Here is a 19,997-nt window from a genome sequence, read left to right as displayed (position 1 = left end):
CTTTCGGCGGTCCCCCGGTACTCGATGGGGCGACCTTCGCCATCGAGCGTGGTGAGCGTGTATGCGTGCTCGGGCGCAACGGTGCCGGCAAGAGCACCTTCATGCAGGTGGTGGATGGTACGCTCACCCCGGACAGCGGGCTGGTGGTACGCCAGGGCGGCGTGACCGTGGCCCGGCTCGAACAGGATGTGCCGCGCACCCTCACTGGCACCATGTTCGACCTCGTGTCGGCGGGGCTCGGAGACGCTGGCGCACTGCTCGCCCGCTATCACGCCGCGTCGGTGCGGGTGGCCACCGATCACTCCGACAAGGCCATGCAGGAGCTCGACCGCCTGCATCGGCAGGTCGACGCGGCCAACGCGTGGCAGCTCCACCTGCGCGTGGAAACGGCGCTGCAGCACCTGGGGCTCGACCCGGAGGCGCGCATCGAGAAAGCGAGCGGTGGGCGCACGCGCCAGGCGCTGCTCGCGCGCGCGCTGGTGAACGCGCCAGACGTATTGCTGCTCGACGAGCCCACCAACCACCTCGATATCGATGCCATCGAGTGGATGGAGCAGTTCCTCATAGAGGAAGGCATCACGCTGGTGTTCGTCACACACGATCGCGCGTTCCTGCGGCGCGTCGCGACGCGCATCGTCGAACTCGATCGCGGCCGCCTCGCGGATTACGGCACCACCTACGACGCGTACCTCGAGCGCAAGGAGCAGATGCTCCACGCCGAGGCGAAGGAGTGGGAAGACTTCGATCGCCGCCTGGCCATCGAGGAAACGTGGATTCGCACTGGTATTCAGGCGCGTCGCACACGTAATGAAGGGCGCGTACGACAGCTCGAAGCGATGCGCGTGGAGCGCTCGCAGCGTCGTGAGCGCGTGGGAACCACCCGCGCGCAGATTCAGGAGGCCGAGCGGTCGGGGCGGCTGGTGCTGGAAACGCAGGGACTCAGCTTCGCTCATGGCGACCGCCCCATCGTCCGTGATCTCACCACGACCATCATGCGTGGCGATCGTGTGGGGCTCGTGGGCCCCAACGGCTCGGGCAAGACCACGCTGCTCAAGCTGTTGCTCAAGGAACTGGAGCCGCAGGCGGGATCGGTGCGTCACGGCACCAATCTCGAGATCGCGTACTTCGATCAGCTGCGTGAGCAGCTCGATCCCGAGAAGAGCGTGATCGAGGCCGTGGGTGATGGCACCGACTGGGTGCAGGTGGGTGGCCAGCGCCGGCACATTCACGGCTATCTCGCCGATTTCCTCTTTTCGGCCGATCGCGCCCGCACGCCAATTCGGGCCCTCAGCGGTGGGGAACGCAATCGGGTGTTGCTCGCCCGTCTCTTCACCAGGCAGTTCAATGTGCTCGTGCTCGACGAGCCCACGAACGATCTCGACATGGAGACGCTCGACGTGCTCGAGCAACTGTTGGTGGAGTTCGGCGGCACGCTGTTGCTCGTGTCTCACGATCGTGCCTTCATTGATGCCGTGGTGACGAGTACGCTGGTATTCGAAGGCAAGGGGGTCGTGAAAGAGTACGCTGGCGGCTATTCCGACTGGGTGCGGCAGCGTCCCGCACCAATCGAAGCGCCGGTCGCGCCTAAGCCCGTGGCGGCTCCCGCCCCCACGACCGAAAAGTCGAAGAAGCGCAAGCTGAACTTCAAGGAAGGCAAGGAGCTCGAAGCGCTTCCCGATCGTATCGCCACACTCGAACAAGAACGTGACGCCGCACTGGCATTGCTGGCCGACCCGCAGGTGCTGCGCGACGGGCAGCGGGTGCTCGATATCAATGCCACGCTGGCGAAACTGGAAAGCGGCCTGTTGGAGGCGATGACCCGTTGGGAAGAGCTGGAGACCATCGCTTCGGAGTAGCGTCGCGCGAGGGTGGTGCAAGCGGCGTACGGGGCGTAAGGTAGGGCGGTTTCCTTTCCGTCCTGTCACTCGCCCTCGGAGTCTCTCCTCGTGTCCAAGCGTCCGCTGTCGTCGGCTCTCCTCGCGTGCGGTCTGTTGCTCCCGGCGTCGCTCGCGGCGCAGGGGCCCGGCATTCCCCCGAGCACACGACAGACGTTTCCGGCCGACCCCAAGGCGAGTGTCCCCTCGCTGACGCAATTCATGGGGACCACCACCAGCGAGCTGGCCGAAGTGGTGTCGCGCTTTGCAGCGGACCAGTCGTCACTGCAACGACGCTACGATGCGCCCGACTCCAAGGGACAGCGGGCCCGTATGCGCGCGTTCTACACGAGCTGGCGTGAACAGTTGGCGGCGCTCGATTTCGGCAAGCTGTCGCAGGAAGGCAAGGTGGATTACGTGCTGCTCGACAACCACGTACGCTACCAACTCGACCTGATGGCCCGCGAGGACAAGCAGTTCGCCGAGATCGTGCCGTTGCTACCCTTCGCCGACACGTTGTTGGCGATGCACGAGTCCCGCCGCAATCTCGTGTCGATCAATGCGCAGCAGGCGGCGCATACGTTGGCCGAGGCCACGAAGCGGGTAGACAGTCTACGCGCGCTGCTCGAACCCGCACCGGCGCGCGCCGGCGGCGACAGTGCACGCACGTCGCGTGTTGCCGCGCCCAAGGTGTCGCGCACGGCCGGCAATCGTGCGGCCGACCGTCTCGATCAGGTGCGCAATACGCTGGGCTCGTGGTACCGGTTCTACGCCGGCTTCGATCCCATCTTCACGTGGTGGGCGGCCAATCCGTACCAGAAGCTCGACGAGGCCATGCGTCGCTACGCGCAGACCATTCGTCAACGCATTGTTGGAATTCAGGTCGCCAACGCTGCGCCGGCCGTAGCCACGGGGGCACCGTCGGGCGCCGCGGCAGCGGCTCCCCGCAACGCCGCTGGGGCGAATGAGCCGATCATCGGGGATCCCATCGGCGCCGATGGGCTCGCGATGGATCTGCGCCACGCGATGATTCCATACACGGCTGACGAACTCATTGCCATCGCCGAGCGCGAGTACGCCTTCAACGAGAACGAGGCGAAGAAGGCCGCGCGGCAGATGGGCTTCGGTGACGACTGGAAGGCCGCGATGGAGAAGGTGAAGAACGCGTACGTAGAGCCCGGCAAGCAGCCGGATCTCATTCGCGATCTCGCCAACGAAGCCGAGGCGTTTTTCGGCAAGCACGACTGGGTGACCATCCCGGCGCTCGCCCGTGAAGACTGGCGTATGGAGATGCTGTCGCCTGAGCGGCAGCGCGTGAGTCCGTTTTTTCTCGGTGGCGAGATGATCCTCGTGTCGTACCCCACCAACGACATGACGGACGAGGAGAAGCTCATGAGCATGCGGGGCAACAACCCGCACTTCTCCCGCGCGACCGTGTTTCATGAGCTCAATCCCGGCCATCACCTGCAAGGGTTCATGACGGCGCGATACAACACGCACCGGCGGCCGTTCAATACGCCATTCTGGAACGAAGGGATGGCGCTGTATTGGGAATTCTTCCTGTGGGATCACGACTTCCATGTGCGTCCCGAAGATCGGCTCGGCGCGATTGCGTGGCGCATGCACCGCAGTGCGCGCATCGTCTTCTCGCTCAGCTTCCACCTCGGCAAGATGACCCCTGAGCAGTGCATCGAGTATCTCGTAGACAAGGTGCCGTTCGAGCGCGCCAACTCCGAGGCCGAGGTGCGTCGCTCGTTCAACGGGTCGTACTCGCCCATTTATCAGGCCGCGTACATGCTGGGTGGGCTGCAGCTTCGGGCGCTGTACAAGGAGCTCGTGATGAGTGGCAAGATGAAGGACCGTGAGTTCCACGATGCGCTGTACCGTGGCGGCCCCATGCCCATTGCCATGGTGCGCGCGCGCATCGCCGGTACGCCCCTCACGCGCGATGGGGCGGCACCGTGGCGTTTCGCCGAACAGTTGCCGCCCCATCGTCCCTTCCCGGTGAAGTAACCGATCGAGGGGTCAGGGGAATACCGGCGTCATACCCATGTTGTGGTAGATGAAGCTGTGCACGTCGGCCATTTCTTCGATCTGCTTGGAGAGCGACGAGCTGCCGTGTCCTGACTTCGTTTCAATACGGATGAGGACCGGGGTATCGCCGCCGTGCGCCTCTTGCAGGCGCGCGGCGAACTTGAAGGAATGGGCGGGCACCACGCGATCGTCATGATCGGCGGTGGTGACCAGCGTCGCCGGGTAATCGACCCCGTCGCGCAGATTGTGCAGCGGCGAATAGGCGTGCAGGTAGCGGAACCCTTCCTCTTCGTCGCTCGACCCGTAGTCGGCGATCCAGTTCCAGCCGATGGTGAACGTGTGGAAGCGAAGCATGTCCATCACGCCTACCGCCGGCAGCGCCACGCGGGCCAGTTCGGGGCGTTGGGTCATGATGGCGCCCACCAGCAGACCGCCATTCGATCCGCCCTGGATGGCGAGCCGCTCGCTGCGCGTATAGCCATTGGCAATCAGCCACTCGGCTACGGCGATGAAGTCGTCGAAGACGTTCTGCTTCTTCTCCTTCATCCCCTCTTGGTGCCACGCTTCGCCGTACTCGGCGCCGCCGCGCAGGTTGGCCTGCACGTACACGCCCCCCTGTTCGAGGAACGACATGCGCAGCGCGCTGAACGACGGTGGGAGGGACACGCTGAACCCGCCGTATCCGTAGAGCAGGGTGGGGTTGTTGCCGTCGAGCGTCAGCCCCTTCTTCGCGACGATGAACGCCGGCACACGGGTGCCATCCCGGCTGGTCACGAACACCTGCGTCGTCTCGAACTGCGACGGATCGAACGGCAGTTCCACGGCGCGGTACACCGTGCTCGCGCCGCTGGCCACCTCATAGCGGTACACGGTCGCCGGGGCCGTGAAGCTCGTAAACGTGTAGAAGAGCTGCGTTGCGTCGTGCTCGCCACCGAAACCCACGACGGTACCGAGTCCCGGCAACGCCACCTCACGCTCGAACGCGCCGTCGAAACGGTACACGTGCACGCGCGACGTGACGTCCTGGAGGTACTGTGCAAACAGCCGCCCGGCGGCGGTGGCCACGCCTTCGAGTGGCTCTTCCCGCTCGGCGATCACCGTGTGCCAGGCTGCTTCGGCCGGGTGCTTGGGGTCGATACGCACGACCCGTTGATTCGGCGCGTGGCGGTTGGTGAGCACCAGCAGCGTCTCGCCGTCGTTGTCGAGCACGGTGAACTGGTCGTCGAACTCCGTCCACACGGGCATCCAGTCGCCATGCGCGTCGTGGAGGTCCTTCACGAGCAGCGCGTTGCCGTCCTTCCCCTTGCCGCGGTCACTGATGGAGAGCACGGCGTACCGCTCGTCCTCGGTGGTGCCGAGGATGTGGAACCGCTGGAGGTTCTCCGGATCGTGATAGATCAGGCGGTCGCTGCTCTGCGGTGTGCCGAGCGCGTGGTAGTACACCTGATGATCGTCGTTGCGGGCGGAATAGGCGCCTTCGTCTTCGCCGGGCTCCGGATACCGGCTGTAGTAGAAGCCGTCTGCATGCCAGGCGATCGCGGAGACCTTTACCCAGTCCACCGTGTCGGGGAGGATGTCCCGTGTGGCCAGATCCATCACCCGGATTTGCTGCCAATCGGAGCCGGCGTGGCTCACCATGTAGGCGATGTAGCGGGCCGCCCGATCGAAGGTGAGGCCAGCCACCCGCGTGGTCCCGTCCGGGGAGAGCGTGTTCGGGTCGAGCAGCACCTCCTCCGCTCCATCCTCGCCGCGCTGGAGGTAGTACACGGGCTGGTTCTGCAGGCCGTCGTTTCGCGCGAAGAGCCGCCAGGGGCCCTTCTGTTCGGGGGCCGAGCTGCGCGGGTAGTCCACGAGCTGGGTCATTCGGCGCCGCAGGGCGTCCCGGAAGGGGATCTGGTCGAGATACCCGAACGTCAGGCGGTTCTGGGCCGCGACCCACTCGGCGGTCTCGTCGGAGAGATCGTCCTCGAGCCAGCGATACGGGTCGGGAACGGCCGTGCCGTGGTAGTGGTCGACCTGGTCGGCCTTGCGGGTCGGCGGATAGGAGAGGCGGGGCATGCCGCAGTCTACCGAAAGTGTCCGGAAGGCAGAAGCACGGCCGGTTCCCCCTACCATCCGGCCCCGTCCACCGATATGTTCCTGAGCTACCCCGGATTTCCGGGGGTCGTTTCAGTCCCTCGGCCGGCCCGCACCCGCGGTCCCGCCAGGTGGCGATGCCACGTCGATTCGGCCGGAAGAATTCGCTTCCGTGTCCACGTCCTGGCCTCTCGCACCGGTTGCATCCCGGATCGCGCGCCTCACGGCGAGCGGCGGGTCACCGGATCCGCAGCACCTCAAAAACGGGCCAGCCCTCTCGGCCCCGGAGTTACCATGCATCCGTTTATCGAAACCCAGAAAGAGTGGATGAAGGAAGTCGCCCCGTTCCGCGCCGGTGACACGGTGCGCGTGAACGTGCGCGTGAAGGAAGGCGACAAGGAGCGTATCCAGGCTTTCGAAGGGGTGTGCATTGCCCGTCGTGGTGCCGGCGTGAGCGAGACGTTCACGGTGCGTAAGGTGTCCAATGGCGTCGGTGTGGAGCGCATCTTCCCGGTGCACAGCCCGATGCTGGCCGACATCGTCGTCGTGCGTCGTGGTGTCGTTCGCCGTGCCAAGCTGTACTACCTGCGCGACGTGACGGGCAAGGCTGCCCGCATCAAGGAGCGCAAGGTCGTCCGGCCCGCCAAGTAAGGCGCGCCCAGCCAACACATCGGTGGCTCGCTGGAGCCCGATCGAGCGGACGCTGCGTGAGCAGTACGGTCCGCTGTTGGCCGGAGTAGACGAAGTCGGACGGGGCCCCCTAGCGGGCCCCGTCGTCGCTTGTGCCGTGGTCATGCCACCCGACAAGCGCGCCATCGCCGGCGTCAATGATTCCAAGCAGCTCGACCACGCCACGCGCGTGGTGCTCGCCGGCCGCATTCGCGAGCAGGCCCTCGTCATCGCCATCGGCGCCGCCAGCGCACGCGAAGTCGACCGCATCAACATCTACCACGCCACGGTGCTTGCCATGCGCCGAGCACTTGATCGTGTACCGGTCCGCCTCGGGCAGTCGCCGCATCATGTGCTCGTCGACGGCAAACCGCTGCGCACCCTCGGCGTCGACCACACGGCCGTGGTGAAGGGCGACGCCAAATGCTACGCCATCGCCTGCGCGAGCATCATCGCCAAAGTCACGCGCGATCGGCTCATGACCTCGCTGGCCAGGCGTCATCCCCACTTCGCGTGGGAGCGTAACAGCGGCTACGGTACGCTGGTGCATCGCCAGGCCCTCGCGGAACACGGCCTCACGCCGCATCATCGTCGCACCTTCTGTCTCGACGAACAGGTCTCCCTCCTGCTCGACGACGCCACTTCTACCGCGGCCAACCGGGAAATCTCCGATGCATGAGAACACAGCGTATCCACAGGTGTTTGCGCCCGGACTGCTGAACGGCCAGGTGGCCCTCGTCACCGGTGGCGGCACGGGAATCGGCCTTGGTATTTCCGAGTTGCTCGCCGAACTGGGAGCGCACGTCGTGATCGCGAGCCGCAAGCCGCAGCATCTCGAGGCGGCGCTGACCACGATCACGGCACGCGGACACCAGGCGAGTGTGGTACAACTCGACGTGCGCGATAACGAGCAGGTGAAGGCCGTGGTGGACGGCGTGGCGGCCACGCATGGGCGCCTCGATCTGCTGGTGAACAACGCCGCCGGCAACTTCTACGCGCCGAGCGCGACGCTCTCGCCGAATGCGTGGAAGGCCGTGGTAGAAATCGATCTCTACGGCACGTTCTACTGCTCGCAGGCCGTGTACCCCATCATGGCGAAGCAGGGCGGCGGACGCATCGTGAGCACGAGCATGACGCTGCACTATCGCGGCTGGCCGCTTATGGCGCACGCCACCGCTGCCAAGGCGGGCGTGGATGCGCTCACGCGCACGCTCGCGGTGGAGTGGGCTCCGCAGCGTATTCGCGTGAATGCCATTGCGCCGGGTCCCATTCCCACCGAGGGCGTGCGCAAGGCGTTTACGCCTCCAGCCGAGAGCGGGGTGCCCGACGTGTTCGCCGCTGCCGAGGAGAAGATGGCCGAGTATGCGCGGAAGGGCATTCCACTGGGCCGTTGGGGCACACCGCGCGATATCGCCAATATGGTGGCCTTTCTCGCGTCGCCCGCGGGCGACTGGATCACCGGCGGCATTTTCGTCGTCGACGGCGGCGAATGGCTGGCGAAAGCTCAGCCGTGACCAGTGGGCCGCTGAAAAGCGCATCGAACGCGCTGTCCTACATAGTGACCGGGGTGGGGATCGAACCCACGACCTACGGATTAAAAGTCCGCTGCTCTACCGACTGAGCTACCCGGTCAGCCGCTCCCGAAGGAGCAACACTGAAGCCCTAAGAATCGCCGATGTCGAGGGCATGGTCAACCGTGTGCCATGCCCCGCATCGACGATTCATGTCACTTCTTGAACATGGCCTCGCGCGCGGCGCGGAATTCGTTGCCCACGCGCCACTCCGGAAACTTCGCGGCGTTGCCCACGCGATAGCCCATGCTGAGGAAGAGCTCGAGATCCTGCACGGCGCCGGTGAGGTCCCAGCCGGGCTTGATCTCATCCTGCGGCGCGTGATAGTCGTTGGCCGTGTATTCGTCACGCTTCTGCCGGCCGTACCCGGCCGGTTTGCCGACCACGTCCACGCCGGCTTCCGCGTAGAACGCCGGCACGCCCTTCTTGGCGAAGTTGAAGTGATCGGAGCGGTAGTAGAAGCCCTTCTCCGGTTCGGCGTCCGGCGTGAGCACGCGATGCTGCGCTGTGGCAATCGCCTGGGCGTAGTCATCGAGTTCGGAGTTGCCGAGTCCGATCACGGTGAGATCGCGGGTGGGGCCCCAGAGACTCAACATGTCCATGTTGATGTTGGCGACCGTCTTCTCGAGCGGATACAACGGCACCATGGCGTAGTAGGCCGCACCGAGCAGTCCCTGCTCCTCGGCGGTCACCGCGAGGAAGATGATGGAGCGCTTGGGTGATGTCTTCATCGTCTTGAACGCTTGCGCCAGCACCAGTAACCCGGCGGTGCCGGTCGCGTTGTCCGCGGCGCCATTGTAGATGGAGTCGCCCTTCACCGGGACGCCCACACCGAAGTGATCCCAGTGGGCGGAGTACACCACCACCTCGTCCTTGAGCGCCGGATCGCTGCCTTCCAGCTTCGCCACCATGTTGCGTGAGGCCACCTCGCGCAGCGTGTTCTTCAGCGTGACGCTCGCGGTGACCCCGAGCGGCACCGGCGCAAACGCCGGCGTCGCCGCCTTGGCCTTGAGCGCGTCGAAGTTCTGACCAGCCATCGCAAAGAGCGACTTCGCCTGATCGAGCGTGATCCACCCTTCCACTGCCGCCCGCGACATGTTCTTGTCCGGCGCCACCAGGTCGAACTGCTCGGCGGTCTTGCCTTGCACCACCGAGAACGGATAGCCGGCGGCCTCCGTCTCGTGGATGAGCAGCACACCCGCGGCCTTGTGCTTGATCGCCTGCTCGTACTTGTAGGTCCAGCGCCCGTAGTACGTCATGCGCGCGCCGCCGAATCGCGCGGTGTCGGCAAGCGGTGGGTCGTTCACGAGCATCACGAGCGTCTTGCCCGCCACATCGAGTCCCTTGAAGTCGTCCCACTGATACTCTGGGGCCTCGGTGCCGTACCCCACGAACACCAACTCCGACTTGTCGAGCGACGCCGTGGGCTCCACGTGCTTGGTCCACGCCACGTAATCGTCACGCCATTTGAGGGCGCGGGTGGTGCCGCCCTTGGCGAAGGTCAGCGTGGGGGCGTTGGTCACGGTGATGCCGACGAGCGGCACCTTTTGCGTGTACGTGCCATCAGGATTGCCCGGGGCGAGCCCGATGGCCTTGAACTGTGACTCGAGATAGGCCGCCGTGCGGTCTTCGCCGAGTGTACCGGGCTGACGGCCCAGCAGGCTGTCGGCGGCGAGTACGCGTACATGCTGCATGAGTGTGGCCGTATCGAGCGCCGCGATGGCCTCGGTCGGTACCGGGGCGTCGTTGATCATCGTCGACGCCGAACCGCTCGAGACAGCTTCGTTGCGCAGGTCCGAGGGGGTGCACCCAATTGCAAAGAGGGCCGAGGTCGCGGCAGTAAAGACAAGTCCAGCGGTCTGGTATCGTGTTGGCCGATGCATGAAGCCCGAGTGAAAGGGGAACCCCCAATATGCGTCAGGTGCCGTCCCTGCGATTATCTTTCGACATGTACTCTTGGCATCTTCATCCGTCAGCATTGAGCGCGGCACTGGTCCTCTGGATCTCCACATTGGCGTCGGTGCTACCGGCACAGGCGGCGGTCGCCAAAGGGCCGGCGTTCGATACCGCGTTCGTTAGTGTATCCCCCGCCTCCCCGCGGGCGGCCATGAGAGAGTTTGTCCGGCAGGGCAATGCTGGTGACTGGGAGAAGGCAGCCGAGTATCTCGTCGTACCCGCTGGTCAGCGGCTGTACGCGCCGACTCTGGCAAAACGCCTGAAAACTGTCATTGATCAACGGCTGGCGGTTGACCTATCCGCACTCTCTCCGCTCGAGAGTGGCGACACCCTGGATGGAGATCCGACCGGCGACGTCATCGCCGAAATCACGTCCGGTGGACGTACCGAGTCGATCTTCCTCGTCCGAGTCAGCGGGCCTCCGGTTCATTGGCGCTTCTCTCCAGCGACGGTGAGGCGCATCGACGGGTGGTTCGAATCGCTCGGTCCTCCATGGGTACGTGAACGCGTACCGCAGTCGCTCATGGGTGAGGGCCCCTTCAATGTGTACTGGTGGCAGTGGATTGGGCTCGGCACGGCCTTTCCAGTTTTGGTACTGCTGGCGTGGCTCGTCGGGGCGCTGCTGCGGAACTTGCTGAGTCGCGTAGCTCGGCGAACCGTGACCGATTGGGACGACGTCCTCTTGTTGAACCTTCGGGGACCCTTTCGTCTGTGGGCGGCCGCGCTCATCGGTGCGCCGCTGTTCGCACTGCTCGAACTCAACCCGCGGGTATCCGCCTTTCTTGAGGCGAGTTCGCGTGGCCTTGCATTCCTCGCGCTCTTTTGGGTTCTGCTGCGACTCATTGGTATCGTGCAGGCGCGCCTCCAGAACGCCGCGTGGCAGACGGGGCAGGCGCCGCAGGCGCGTACGCTGGTGCCGCTACTGGGTAACTTTCTGCGGGTGACGCTTGCCGCGATCGCGTTGCTCGTGGTGCTCTCGCAATTCGGGTATCCCGTTGGTACGCTGCTGGCTGGGCTTGGCATCGGCGGTGTTGCCGTCGCGCTCGCCGCCCAAAAGACTGTGGAGCATCTCTTCGGTAGCGTAAGTCTCGCGGCCGACAAGGCCTTCCGGGTTGGGGATTGGGTGCTCGCGGGAGGAACGGAGGGCGAAGTACAGCGAATTGGCCTGCGTAGCACGAGCTTCCGTACTATCGATCGAACGGTGGTGCGGATCCCGAATGGGCGTCTGGCTGACGAGCGTATCGAAACGTTCGGGGAGCGTGATCGTATTTTGTTGCGTACGGATCTTGATCTCACCTACGATGCGACACCCGAGCAGCTCGAGGCGATCTGCGATGCGGTAGAATCGTCGCTGCGGGCGCACCCACGTATTTGGGCGAATGAGGTGAGGGTGCAGGTGGTGGCCTTCACGGATTCGGCCATTCGTGTCAATGTGGTGAGCTGGTTCCAGACGACCGACTGGAACGAATTCTTGAGGATTCGTCATGCCATGCTCATACAGTTCATGCGCATCGTCCGGGACAGGGGCGCGAGCTTCGCCTTTCCCTCACGCACCGTGTATCACGTCACGCAGGCCGGGCAGCCGGCGCCGCCCGTCGACGGGTGACGACGAACGCGATGCCCACCACGGTGCTGCTTTCGCTGCTTCAGGTTGATGTCCCGACCCAAGCCGCCCCCGTGGTCGCCACCGAACTCGCCGCCAGCTTGCTGCAGGGGGCCATCACGACCGGCGTGGCCGTGTTGTGTGCCCATCTCTTTGCTCGCTATCGGCGTCCGTGGTTCGGCTGGTTCGCGCTGGCCTGGGGCGTGTACGTGGCGCGCCTGTTGTGCATCCTCAGCTTCCTGTTGTCGGGACAGCGCGTGTGGCTGTACTGGCATCAGGTCACCACGGGATGGACAGCACTCGCGCTCCTCTGGGCGGCACTGGTGTTTCTCCGCCAGCCGCGGGCGCGTCCGATGTATCTGCTGTTGGCGCTCTTTCCCCTGCTGTGGTCGTACATCGCCATCTATGTACTCGACCACTTCCTCTGGGCGGCGTTGCCGGCGGTGCTGTTCCTGAGCGGGGCCACCGCATGGACCGGATGGGTGTTCTTCCGGCATTTCCGGATTACCGGGTCCACGGGCGCGCGGTTGCTGGCGATTTCGTTCGCGCTGTGGGGGCTGCATCACCTCGATTACCCGTGGCTGCGCGCGCAGGGGGCGTGGAATCCGTGGGGCTACTACCTCGACATCAGCTTCGAACTGCTCGTGGCAGCGGGGCTCGTCCTGCTGGTGCTCGACGACCTCGGGCGTGGCGTGCGTGCGCTCTCGGCCTTGTCGGGTGACCTGCAGCGCCGCACCAATGACACCCAGCCCCTCGATGTCCTCCTCTCGCGTCCGCTGGCGCTCCCCGGGGTGCGCGGCACAGCGATGTATGTGTTCGAACCTGCGCGCGGGCATGGCGCCGCTGACGGTCACGCGGCCGAACGTGGCGATGCGGCGGCCGACGGCGAACCAGGTGACGACGAATTGCCGGTCGAGGTGCTCGATCGCGTCCTGGAGGCGGCCCGTGCGGGGAGCACGATGGGGCCGTCGGTCTCACCGGTGGTGCGCGGGCGTGTGCTACGCGGCGCCGGCGTGTGCGAGACGTGGGTGGGGGCGACCCTGCAGCCAGCCGTCCGCGATGCGCTCACACGGATGCGCACGGCGCGGCGGCCGCAGGTGGTGTCCGGCAGTGGTGAACAGCCATTCGTGGCGGTGCTGCCTGTGGGTGCGGGAACGCAGTCGGTGGGCGCGCTCATCATGGCCGGGGACATTCGCAATCCGTTCACGGCGCTCGACGACGACTTCCTGCTCGCGTTGGGGCAGCAGGTGGGCGCGGCGCTCGATCAGTGGTCGCTCGACCGTCAATTGGCCGACCGCACCCGGGCCCTGGAGCTGTTGTCGGCGCGCATGCTGCGGCAGCACGAGGAGGAGCGCCGCCGGCTCTCGCGTGAGCTGCACGACGAAACGGCGCAGGTGTTCTCGGCGGTGAAGATGCAGCTGGAGGCGCTGCGCGGATCACTCGCGGATGGCGCGGCCCCACGGCTCGACCGGTTACTCGGTTTGGTGGATACCGGTATTGCCAGCATCCGTCAGGTAACGAGTGATCTGCGCCCCACGCTGCTCGACGACCTCGGGTTGCGTCCCGCGCTACATTCGCTGGTCACCGACTTCACCGAGCGCAGTGGTATGCGCGCCACCTTTACCGCACCGGCCACACTGCCGACGCTCTCCGGCGACGCTGATCTCGCCGTGTTCCGTGGCCTGCAGGAGTCGTTGTCGAACGTGGTGCGCCACGCCGACGCGACGCAGGTGGATGTCTCCGTCACGGTGACTGCGGACGCGCTTACCCTCACCATACAGGACAACGGTCGAGGGTTCCCGACGCTGCGTGGGGGGCGCCTGCGCGACACTGATCACCGCATGGGGCTCACCGGGATGCGTGAACGCCTGCTTGCGGCCGGTGGCAAATTGCACATCGCCAATCGCGCACCCGGTGCCGAAGTGGAACTCACCGTGCCGATTCTTCCGACGAGCTTATGACACCCCCAGCCCCCGCCCGCATCCGCGTTCTCATTGCCGACGATCACGCCCTTGTGCGTGAGGGGCTGCGCTATGTGCTCGATGCCGACCCGCAGATCGAGGTGGTGGCGGAGGCGTCCAACGGTCGTGTGGCCGTGGAGCTGGCGCTCGAGCACCAACCGGATGTGGTCGTGCTCGACATCACGATGCCCGAAGAAACGGGGCTCAAGGCGGCGGCGCGACTGCGGGAGTTGCTGCCGACGGCGCGGGTGTTGCTGCTGAGCATGCACGATCAAGGCGAATACGTGCGCGAGGGGATGCGTATCGGCACCCACGGCTATCTCCTCAAGGATTCGGCGGGTGAGGAGCTCCGGGCGGCCATCCGGGCGGTGCATGCGGGAGGCACGTTTTTCAGTCCGGCCGTGGTGCGGCGCCTGTCCTCGGCCGACTCCGTACCGGAAAACAGCTCCGCCTCGCAACTGGAGCAGCTTACGCCACGCGAGCGCGATGTGCTGGGAGGCGTGGCGCGTGGCCTCACCAACAAGGCGATCGCCGCTGAACTGGGGATCAGTCGTCGAACGGTGGAGGCCCACCGGGAGAGCCTCATGAAAAAGCTGCAGATCCATTCGGTGGCGGGGCTCACGCGTTTCGCGTTGGAGGCGGGGGTCGCGGAAGGCGGCTGAGGGCTCCGTGGGCCACGTGCGAAACGAATCGCCGCAACGGGTCTGTTTCGGGTCGGCCGCATTCCGCGTAGGTTGTCCCCCGTGAATCTTCCCACCGCTCCTTCGGCCGGCCCGTTGCCGCTGGTGTGCGCCGCCCGTCGCGGCGCGCGCGCTTCGCTTCTGGCGGTGCTGGTCGTGCTGCCAGCGTGCCGCGGCCTGCGTCCCACGCCCGTTCCGTCGTCCGTTGCGCCTGCGCCCGCCGTGGTGGCAGGCGTAGCGAGCGCCGCGCGGGTGACGCCGCCGCCAGCCGACCCGGCGACCCCCGAGGAGGTCGTGCGCACCGCGATCGCGGTATTCGGGGACTCCACCGCTGCGACGGTGGCGGACTCGAGCGGTGAGGAGCCCGTGTGGGACATCGACGTGCGGTCGTACGAAACCCATGACCGCGTCGAGCACTATGTGGAGCTGTTTTCCAATAAGGCGCGCGAGCGGTTCCAGTCGCGTCTGTCGCGTGGCACGCGCTACGAGCCCATGATCCGGGCGAAGCTGCGGGCGAGCGGCATGCCGGAAGACCTCACCTATCTGGCGCTCATCGAAAGCGGCTACGATCCGCACGCGTATTCCCGCGCCGCCGCCGTTGGGATGTGGCAATTCATGAGCAGTACGGCCCGCGACGTGGGCATGCGGGTGGACTGGTGGATGGATGAGCGCCGAGATCCGGCGCGGGCCACGGACGGTGCCATCCGTTTCCTAGGGTTCCTGCAGAAGCAGTTCGGGTCGTTTTATCTGGCCGCTGCCGCCTATAACGGCGGACCTGGACGGGTCTCGCGGGGGCTCACCCGCTTTGCCGATGAGCTCGAGGGGGCCGAAGGGGAAGACCGCTTCTTCGCCCTGGCCGAGCAGGATTTTCTGCGGGCCGAGACCAAGAACTACGTCCCGCAGCTGATCGCGGCGGCGCTGGTCGCCAAGAAGCCCGACCAGTATGGACTGCGCATCGATTCGCTGCCGACCTATGCGTATGACTCGTTGCGGGTGGCTGCGGGGACCAGCCTCGCGGCACTGGCCGCGGCCGGGAATCTGCCGGGAAGCACGCTGCGCGATCTCAACCCGGCGCTGCTGCGTGGGATCACCCCGCCCGACGCCGACATCTGGCTGCGGGTGCCCGTGGGGATGTCCGAATCGCTGCGGGCCGCCATCGATACGGTGCCTCCTGAGGCGCTGCGCGGATTTCGCGCGGTCCGGCTCGACGAAGCCATGTCGGCCAGCGGTTTCGCGAGCCGGCACGGGGTCTCGCTGAAGCAGCTCCGGTGGTTCAACCCGACCTGGCGTATTTCGCGAAAGGGGCGGCTCACCGCTGGCCAGACACTCCGCGTGCCGCAGGAGGCCGCGTTGTCCTTCGCCCGCGACATCCCCGACCCGTCGCTGGAGAAGTTCGGCGGCCCGTCCGGCACCAAGGGGCTGAGCGCGCGTGGGGTCCATGTGGTGCGGCGCGGCGAGACGCTTGGGGCCATTGCCCGGCGGTACGGGCTGACGGAGTCGCAGCTCAAGGCGATGAACGGTCTGCGCGGTTCGCGCATTCTCGCCGGGCAGACGCTGCAGATCCGGAAGTCCACAGTGTCCGAGCGCTCTGGCAAGAACGTGACAAGCAGCAAAGCGAAATCACAAAAATCCCGTGTGAAGAAGCCTGTGGAAAAGCCGGCTCCGGCAAAGAAGAAGGCGACCTCGAAACCACGTAAGGCCGCCTCGTCTAAGGTGAAGAAAAAGAAGTAGTTGGCTACTCCAGAGTGCCGTTGCCTCGATAGCCCCTGGTCACAATAGTTTCGTAGCCGTTTGCGGGGTTTCGGCCCATCGCGAGTGCCCGCTCCACCGCTACCGGCCCGCGGTTGTATACCAGGAGCGCCAACTTGAGGTCGCCCTTGTATTCGCGGATCAGCGCCCGCAGGTACTTGAAGCCGATCCGGAGATTCACGTCGGCGGTGAGCAGCTGCTCACGGGTGACGGCGGGCTCGAACAGGCGCGCCGTGGACGGCATGAGCTGCGTGAGCCCCAGTGCCCCCACCGGGCTTTCGGCCTTGGGGTCGAACACACTTTCCACTCGCACGAGGCGGAACCCCAGCTCGGGCTCGAGTCCGGCCGTGGTGGCCGCGTCGTAGATGCGACGGGCTAGATCGGGCTTGATCCGGTACTTGGCGCTGTAGCTGTAGATCCGATGCCACCGATTGAGCGACTCGTGGCGTTCGCGGAGCCGGAGATCGGTGCCGAAGGCCAACGACGGTCCTTCGGCGGTCCGGTCGCGCTTCAAGAGGTCACCGGGACGCTTCCACGGTGACGCCGCATTGGCAGGCAACGTCCGAAACAGGGGCGCTCGGGGGCCCGGCAGGGGTCCGTTGGTGGCCGAGGTGGCGGCAACGGGTGTGCCTTCGGCCGTTACGCCGATCGCAGCCCCGCCCTGGGGTGCGTCGGTGCTCGGCTTCACCATCATCACGCCGACCAAAACCACGGCCGACAACACCACCATTGCTCGCATGCGGCGTGTCGTCTGCCGGCGTTCCATCCGCCGGCGCCGAACCATCGCCGCCTGTCGTACCGATGTATCGATTGGGTCGTGCATGGGCCCTCTCGTTCAGCAGGTCACTTACGGACCGCCGGTGAAGTCTCCCTTCGTGCCGCCGCGCTTCTCGCGCAGCATGACGTCGGAAATCACCATCGTCCGGTCAACCGCCTTGGCCATGTCGTAAATCGTGAGCAATGCCACGGACACGGCGGTCAACGCTTCCATCTCCACCCCAGTCGTCGCGGTGGTTCTGACGAGTCCCTCGACCCGACAACCGGGCAGGGACTCATCGAGACTAACCCGGACGTCGATCCCGGACAACAGGAGCGGGTGGCAGAGGGGGATGAGCTCCGCCGTGCGTTTGGCTGCCTGAATTCCGGCCAGTCTGGCGACCGGAATGACGTCGCCCTTCTTCAAGCCGTTGTCACGTATGAGTTTGAAGGTTTCCGGTTGCATGCGGATTGCACCCGTGGCCACGGCGGATCGTACGGAAATCGGCTTGTCGCCGACGTCCACCATCTGAAAATTTCCTGCCCCGTCGAGGTGCGAAAGCTCACGCGCGACGTCCGCGGGGCGGTTCGGGAGGGGCGCGCCCGGGGCGGTATCGTGATCGGTCATGGTGCGGCGAGGGGTCGGCAAAGGGTCACGGGGCCATCACGCGATGCATGTCGCGCAGCAACGCGGCCGTGAGCAGGTTGGGGCTCACGTTGTTCTGCGCTTTGGTTTTCGCCGCTTCAACGAGGGGCATGACCGTGGCGGTGCGGCGCGCCTCGATATCGCGCCCGGCGAGCACGAGCTGCTGCGTGCGGGCATGCAATAGTTGGGTCAGCGCCTCGAGGGTATCGCTGAACGCCCCGCGGGCGCCGGCCACCCCCTGTCGGGCGGCAGCCTTCACCTGCAGAACCACTCCGTCGGGCGTGCGGGGCGCGATGGCGGCTTCGAGCAACAGGCGGGCATTGGCGAACGCGGCACTCATGCTCTCGCCAGCGAACAGTGCTCCGGGCGCGCCGCCGGCCCGCGCCAGCTGCTCGTCGTGGGGGACGCGAGACAGCTTCCGCGCCACGACGGCATCCGACAGGAACGCTTCCATGTCGGCGCGCGGCAGGGCCGGGACCCGCACCGACACCACGCGCGACTTGATGGTGGGCAGCAGCGCCCCCGGCTCGCTCGTCGTGAGGATCAAGGTCACCCCCGAGGGCGGCTCCTCGAGCAGCTTGAGAAACGCGTTCGCGGCCTGATCGGCCCCTTCCTGTGACACCATGCGTTCGGCATCGCCCACCACGAATACCGTCCGCGCGGCCATCGCCGGCCTGCTTGCCGCCATGGTGACCAGGGCGCGAATCGTCGCGACGTAGATGCCCTCGCTTCCCGGGGGCGGCGCGTACAGCCCTTCGGCCTCCATGCGTTCCGCTACCGCTTCGGCGAGATCGGCCTTCACTTCGGCCGCCGAGGCATCGCCATCCTTGAGGCGCGGGCGGGGAAAGAACCAATGCAGGTCGGGGTGCATGCCCCGCTCGGAATAGCGACAGTGCTGGCAGGCGCCGCAGGGCTCGGCGAGCCGTTCGCGCGTGGCCCGTTCGCAGAGCAGATACTGGCCCAGCCACAGGGCCAGCCGCTGCTTGCCCACGCCGAGTCCGCCCTGCAACAGCAGGCTGGCCGGCAGACGACCGTCGCAGGCGGCGGCCTTGAGGCGGGCACGGATGGCGTGGTGGCCGTAGAGCGGGCGGAAGGGCATGCTGCAAAATAATGCGGGCGGGGGCGATTGAACGGCGGAACGACGGAACGGCGCAAGCCGGGATGCGCACCGGAACGGCGTGAGTGCATGGGCGCTAGCTTTGCAACGCGCCCATCGCCGGCGAATCCGCTCGCGCTGTTCCGGTGCGCCGTCCAGCTCGCGCCTCAACTGCCGTCCCTGCCCATGCTCCGTTCGATTCTTCCGGTTCTGCTCCTCGCTCCCGCCGTGCTCGGCGCGCAGGTGCGCGCCCGCGCCGTCGGTTTGGCCCCGGGCATCTTCGCCACCGGCGCCAACAATGCCATCACCGATGTGGCCGGGGTGCGAGTGGGACACGCCACGGTGAGCGAGGGAGACTCGCTGCGTACGGGCGTCACGGCCATCATCCCGCACGAGGGTGACCTGTTCCGCGACCGGGTGCCCGCGGCGCTGCACGTGGGGAACGGCTTCGGCAAGCTCCTGGGTGTCACGCAACTGCGGGAACTGGGAGAAATCGAAACGCCGATCGTGCTCACCTGCACGCTGTGCATTTGGCAGGCCGGTGATGCGCTGGCGCAGTGGATGCTGAAGCGGCCGGAGAATGGCGGCGTGCGCTCCATCAACCCCATCGTGGGGGAAACGAACGACGGCCAACTCAACGCGACCCGCTCGCGTGTCGGCATTGGGCGCGCCGTGGCGCAGGCCCTCGACGCGGCGGCCACCGGGCCGGTGGCGGAGGGAAGCGTCGGCGCCGGCCATGGTACCGTCATGTTCGGGTGGAAAGGCGGGATCGGTACCGCCTCGCGCGTACTGCCGGCGTCGCTCGGCGGGTACACGGTGGGCGTATTGGTGCAGGGCAACTACGGCGGCGTGCTGCAGATGGCCGGGGTGCCCATCGGCCAGTTGCTCGGCCGGTTCTCCTTCCAGCGCGACGTGGCACCCACGGGCCGTTCCGGTCCCGGAGATCCGGGCGCCGAGCGAGGTGATGGATCCTGCATGATCGTGATTGCCACCGATGCGCCGGTGCTCGCCCGTAACCTTGAGCGACTCGGGGCCCGCGCGGTCATGGGGTTGGCCCGTACCGGATCGAGCGCATCCAACGGCTCCGGTGACTACGTGCTGGCGTTCTCCACCAATCCACGGGTTCGACGTAACCCGGAGGCGGCCCTCTCCACGAACGATGAACTGGGCAACGATGCCATGTCGGCGCTCTTCCAGGCGGTCACGGAAGCCACCGAGGAAGCGCTATACAACGCGCTACTCATGGCCACACCGGTGAGCAGCCGCGCCGGCACAGTGAAGCCGTTGCCGGTGGATTCCGTGCGGAATCTGCTGCGCGCACGCGGT

General features: G+C 66.1%; 15 protein-coding genes and 1 tRNA gene. 10 read left to right on the top strand and 6 right to left on the bottom strand.

Annotated features, from left to right (window positions below):
- On the top strand, positions 1-1,856 hold a 1,856-nt coding region (locus ACIQ6O_RS03535), incomplete at its 5' end, for an ATP-binding cassette domain-containing protein (protein WP_396206401.1).
- Between the two features lie 90 nt (positions 1,857-1,946).
- Positions 1,947-3,887 carry a DUF885 family protein gene (locus ACIQ6O_RS03530; protein WP_396206400.1) on the top strand — a complete coding sequence of 647 codons (1,941 nt, stop codon included), beginning with the start codon at positions 1,947-1,949 and terminating at the stop codon, positions 3,885-3,887.
- A gap of 12 nt (positions 3,888-3,899) precedes the next feature.
- Here ACIQ6O_RS03530 and ACIQ6O_RS03525 read toward each other — a convergent pair whose 3' ends face one another.
- Entirely contained in the window at positions 3,900-5,966 is a 2,067-nt protein-coding gene (locus ACIQ6O_RS03525) for a prolyl oligopeptidase family protein (RefSeq protein ID WP_396206399.1), read from the bottom strand.
- A gap of 312 nt (positions 5,967-6,278) precedes the next feature.
- Here ACIQ6O_RS03525 and rplS point away from each other — a divergent pair, with 312 nt between their 5' ends.
- Genes rplS through ACIQ6O_RS03510 form a run of 3 tightly spaced genes read left to right on the top strand, consistent with a single transcriptional unit; the run spans position 6,279 to position 8,167 of the window.
- Positions 6,279-6,635: a 50S ribosomal protein L19 gene (rplS, locus tag ACIQ6O_RS03520; RefSeq protein WP_396206397.1), complete on the top strand. Its 357-nt coding sequence runs from the start codon at positions 6,279-6,281 to the stop codon at positions 6,633-6,635.
- 22 nt (positions 6,636-6,657) lie between these two features.
- A complete protein-coding gene (locus ACIQ6O_RS03515) occupies positions 6,658-7,332 on the top strand; it encodes a ribonuclease HII (RefSeq protein ID WP_396206396.1) in 675 nt (224 codons plus the stop codon).
- Entirely contained in the window at positions 7,325-8,167 is an 843-nt protein-coding gene (locus ACIQ6O_RS03510) for an SDR family oxidoreductase (RefSeq protein ID WP_396206395.1), read from the top strand. Before ACIQ6O_RS03515 ends, ACIQ6O_RS03510 begins: the two co-directional genes overlap by 8 nt.
- Before the next feature lie 45 nt (positions 8,168-8,212).
- Here the strand turns inward: ACIQ6O_RS03510 and ACIQ6O_RS03505 are convergent.
- A tRNA-Lys gene (locus ACIQ6O_RS03505) sits at positions 8,213-8,285 on the bottom strand.
- A 94-nt stretch (positions 8,286-8,379) separates the two neighbouring features.
- Positions 8,380-9,978 (bottom strand): M28 family metallopeptidase, encoded by a 1,599-nt coding sequence (locus ACIQ6O_RS03500; RefSeq protein WP_396206394.1) that lies wholly within the window; start codon positions 9,976-9,978, stop codon positions 8,380-8,382.
- A gap of 194 nt (positions 9,979-10,172) precedes the next feature.
- Between ACIQ6O_RS03500 and ACIQ6O_RS03495 the strand changes: the two genes are divergently transcribed.
- The 4 genes from ACIQ6O_RS03495 (at position 10,173) to ACIQ6O_RS03480 (ending at position 16,155) form a co-directional block, all read left to right on the top strand.
- Positions 10,173-11,786, top strand: coding sequence for a mechanosensitive ion channel family protein (locus ACIQ6O_RS03495; protein WP_396206393.1), 1,614 nt, complete (start codon positions 10,173-10,175; stop codon positions 11,784-11,786).
- A complete protein-coding gene (locus tag ACIQ6O_RS03490; RefSeq protein WP_396206392.1) occupies positions 11,783-13,744 on the top strand; it encodes a sensor histidine kinase in 1,962 nt (653 codons plus the stop codon). Before ACIQ6O_RS03495 ends, ACIQ6O_RS03490 begins: the two co-directional genes overlap by 4 nt.
- On the top strand, positions 13,741-14,406 hold the full coding sequence (locus ACIQ6O_RS03485) for a response regulator (RefSeq protein ID WP_396206390.1): 666 nt from the start codon (positions 13,741-13,743) through the stop codon (positions 14,404-14,406). Before ACIQ6O_RS03490 ends, ACIQ6O_RS03485 begins: the two co-directional genes overlap by 4 nt.
- An 81-nt stretch (positions 14,407-14,487) precedes the next feature.
- Entirely contained in the window at positions 14,488-16,155 is a 1,668-nt protein-coding gene (locus ACIQ6O_RS03480; protein ID WP_396206389.1) for a transglycosylase SLT domain-containing protein, read from the top strand.
- 4 nt (positions 16,156-16,159) lie between these two features.
- On the opposite strand, the gene ACIQ6O_RS03475 is transcribed toward ACIQ6O_RS03480, so the two are convergent.
- The 3 genes from ACIQ6O_RS03475 to ACIQ6O_RS03465 are packed head-to-tail and all read right to left on the bottom strand — an operon-like array spanning position 16,160 to position 18,674.
- On the bottom strand, positions 16,160-16,996 hold the full coding sequence (locus tag ACIQ6O_RS03475; RefSeq protein ID WP_396206388.1) for a transglycosylase SLT domain-containing protein: 837 nt from the start codon (positions 16,994-16,996) through the stop codon (positions 16,160-16,162).
- Positions 16,997-17,020: 24 nt separating this feature from the next.
- Positions 17,021-17,557: a cyclic pyranopterin monophosphate synthase MoaC gene (moaC, locus tag ACIQ6O_RS03470; RefSeq protein WP_396206386.1), complete on the bottom strand. Its 537-nt coding sequence runs from the start codon at positions 17,555-17,557 to the stop codon at positions 17,021-17,023.
- Between the two features lie 25 nt (positions 17,558-17,582).
- Positions 17,583-18,674, bottom strand: coding sequence for a hypothetical protein (locus ACIQ6O_RS03465; protein ID WP_396206384.1), 1,092 nt, complete (start codon positions 18,672-18,674; stop codon positions 17,583-17,585).
- A gap of 183 nt (positions 18,675-18,857) precedes the next feature.
- Between ACIQ6O_RS03465 and ACIQ6O_RS03460 the strand changes: the two genes are divergently transcribed.
- Positions 18,858-19,997, top strand: a 1,140-nt coding sequence (locus ACIQ6O_RS03460) for a P1 family peptidase (RefSeq protein WP_396206383.1), incomplete at its 3' end; no start/stop codon positions are given.

It is taken from the genome of Gemmatimonas sp., assembly GCF_044345575.1.
GTDB lineage: Bacteria > Gemmatimonadota > Gemmatimonadetes > Gemmatimonadales > Gemmatimonadaceae > Gemmatimonas.
The sequence above is the reverse complement of the archived record's forward strand: the minus strand, read 5'-3'. Positions and strand labels throughout refer to the sequence as shown.

Coding starts and splice junctions, on each gene's coding strand:
- ACIQ6O_RS03525 (WP_396206399.1), bottom strand. CDS start 5,966: ATGCCCCGCCTCTCCTATCCGCCGACCCGCAAGGCCGACCAGGTCGAC.
- rplS (WP_396206397.1), top strand. CDS start 6,279: ATGCATCCGTTTATCGAAACCCAGAAAGAGTGGATGAAGGAAGTCGCC.
- ACIQ6O_RS03510 (WP_396206395.1), top strand. CDS start 7,325: ATGCATGAGAACACAGCGTATCCACAGGTGTTTGCGCCCGGACTGCTG.
- ACIQ6O_RS03500 (WP_396206394.1), bottom strand. CDS start 9,978: ATGATCAACGACGCCCCGGTACCGACCGAGGCCATCGCGGCGCTCGAT.
- ACIQ6O_RS03495 (WP_396206393.1), top strand. CDS start 10,173: ATGTACTCTTGGCATCTTCATCCGTCAGCATTGAGCGCGGCACTGGTC.
- ACIQ6O_RS03485 (WP_396206390.1), top strand. CDS start 13,741: ATGACACCCCCAGCCCCCGCCCGCATCCGCGTTCTCATTGCCGACGAT.
- ACIQ6O_RS03475 (WP_396206388.1), bottom strand. CDS start 16,996: ATGCACGACCCAATCGATACATCGGTACGACAGGCGGCGATGGTTCGG.
- moaC (WP_396206386.1), bottom strand. CDS start 17,557: ATGACCGATCACGATACCGCCCCGGGCGCGCCCCTCCCGAACCGCCCC.
- ACIQ6O_RS03465 (WP_396206384.1), bottom strand. CDS start 18,674: ATGCCCTTCCGCCCGCTCTACGGCCACCACGCCATCCGTGCCCGCCTC.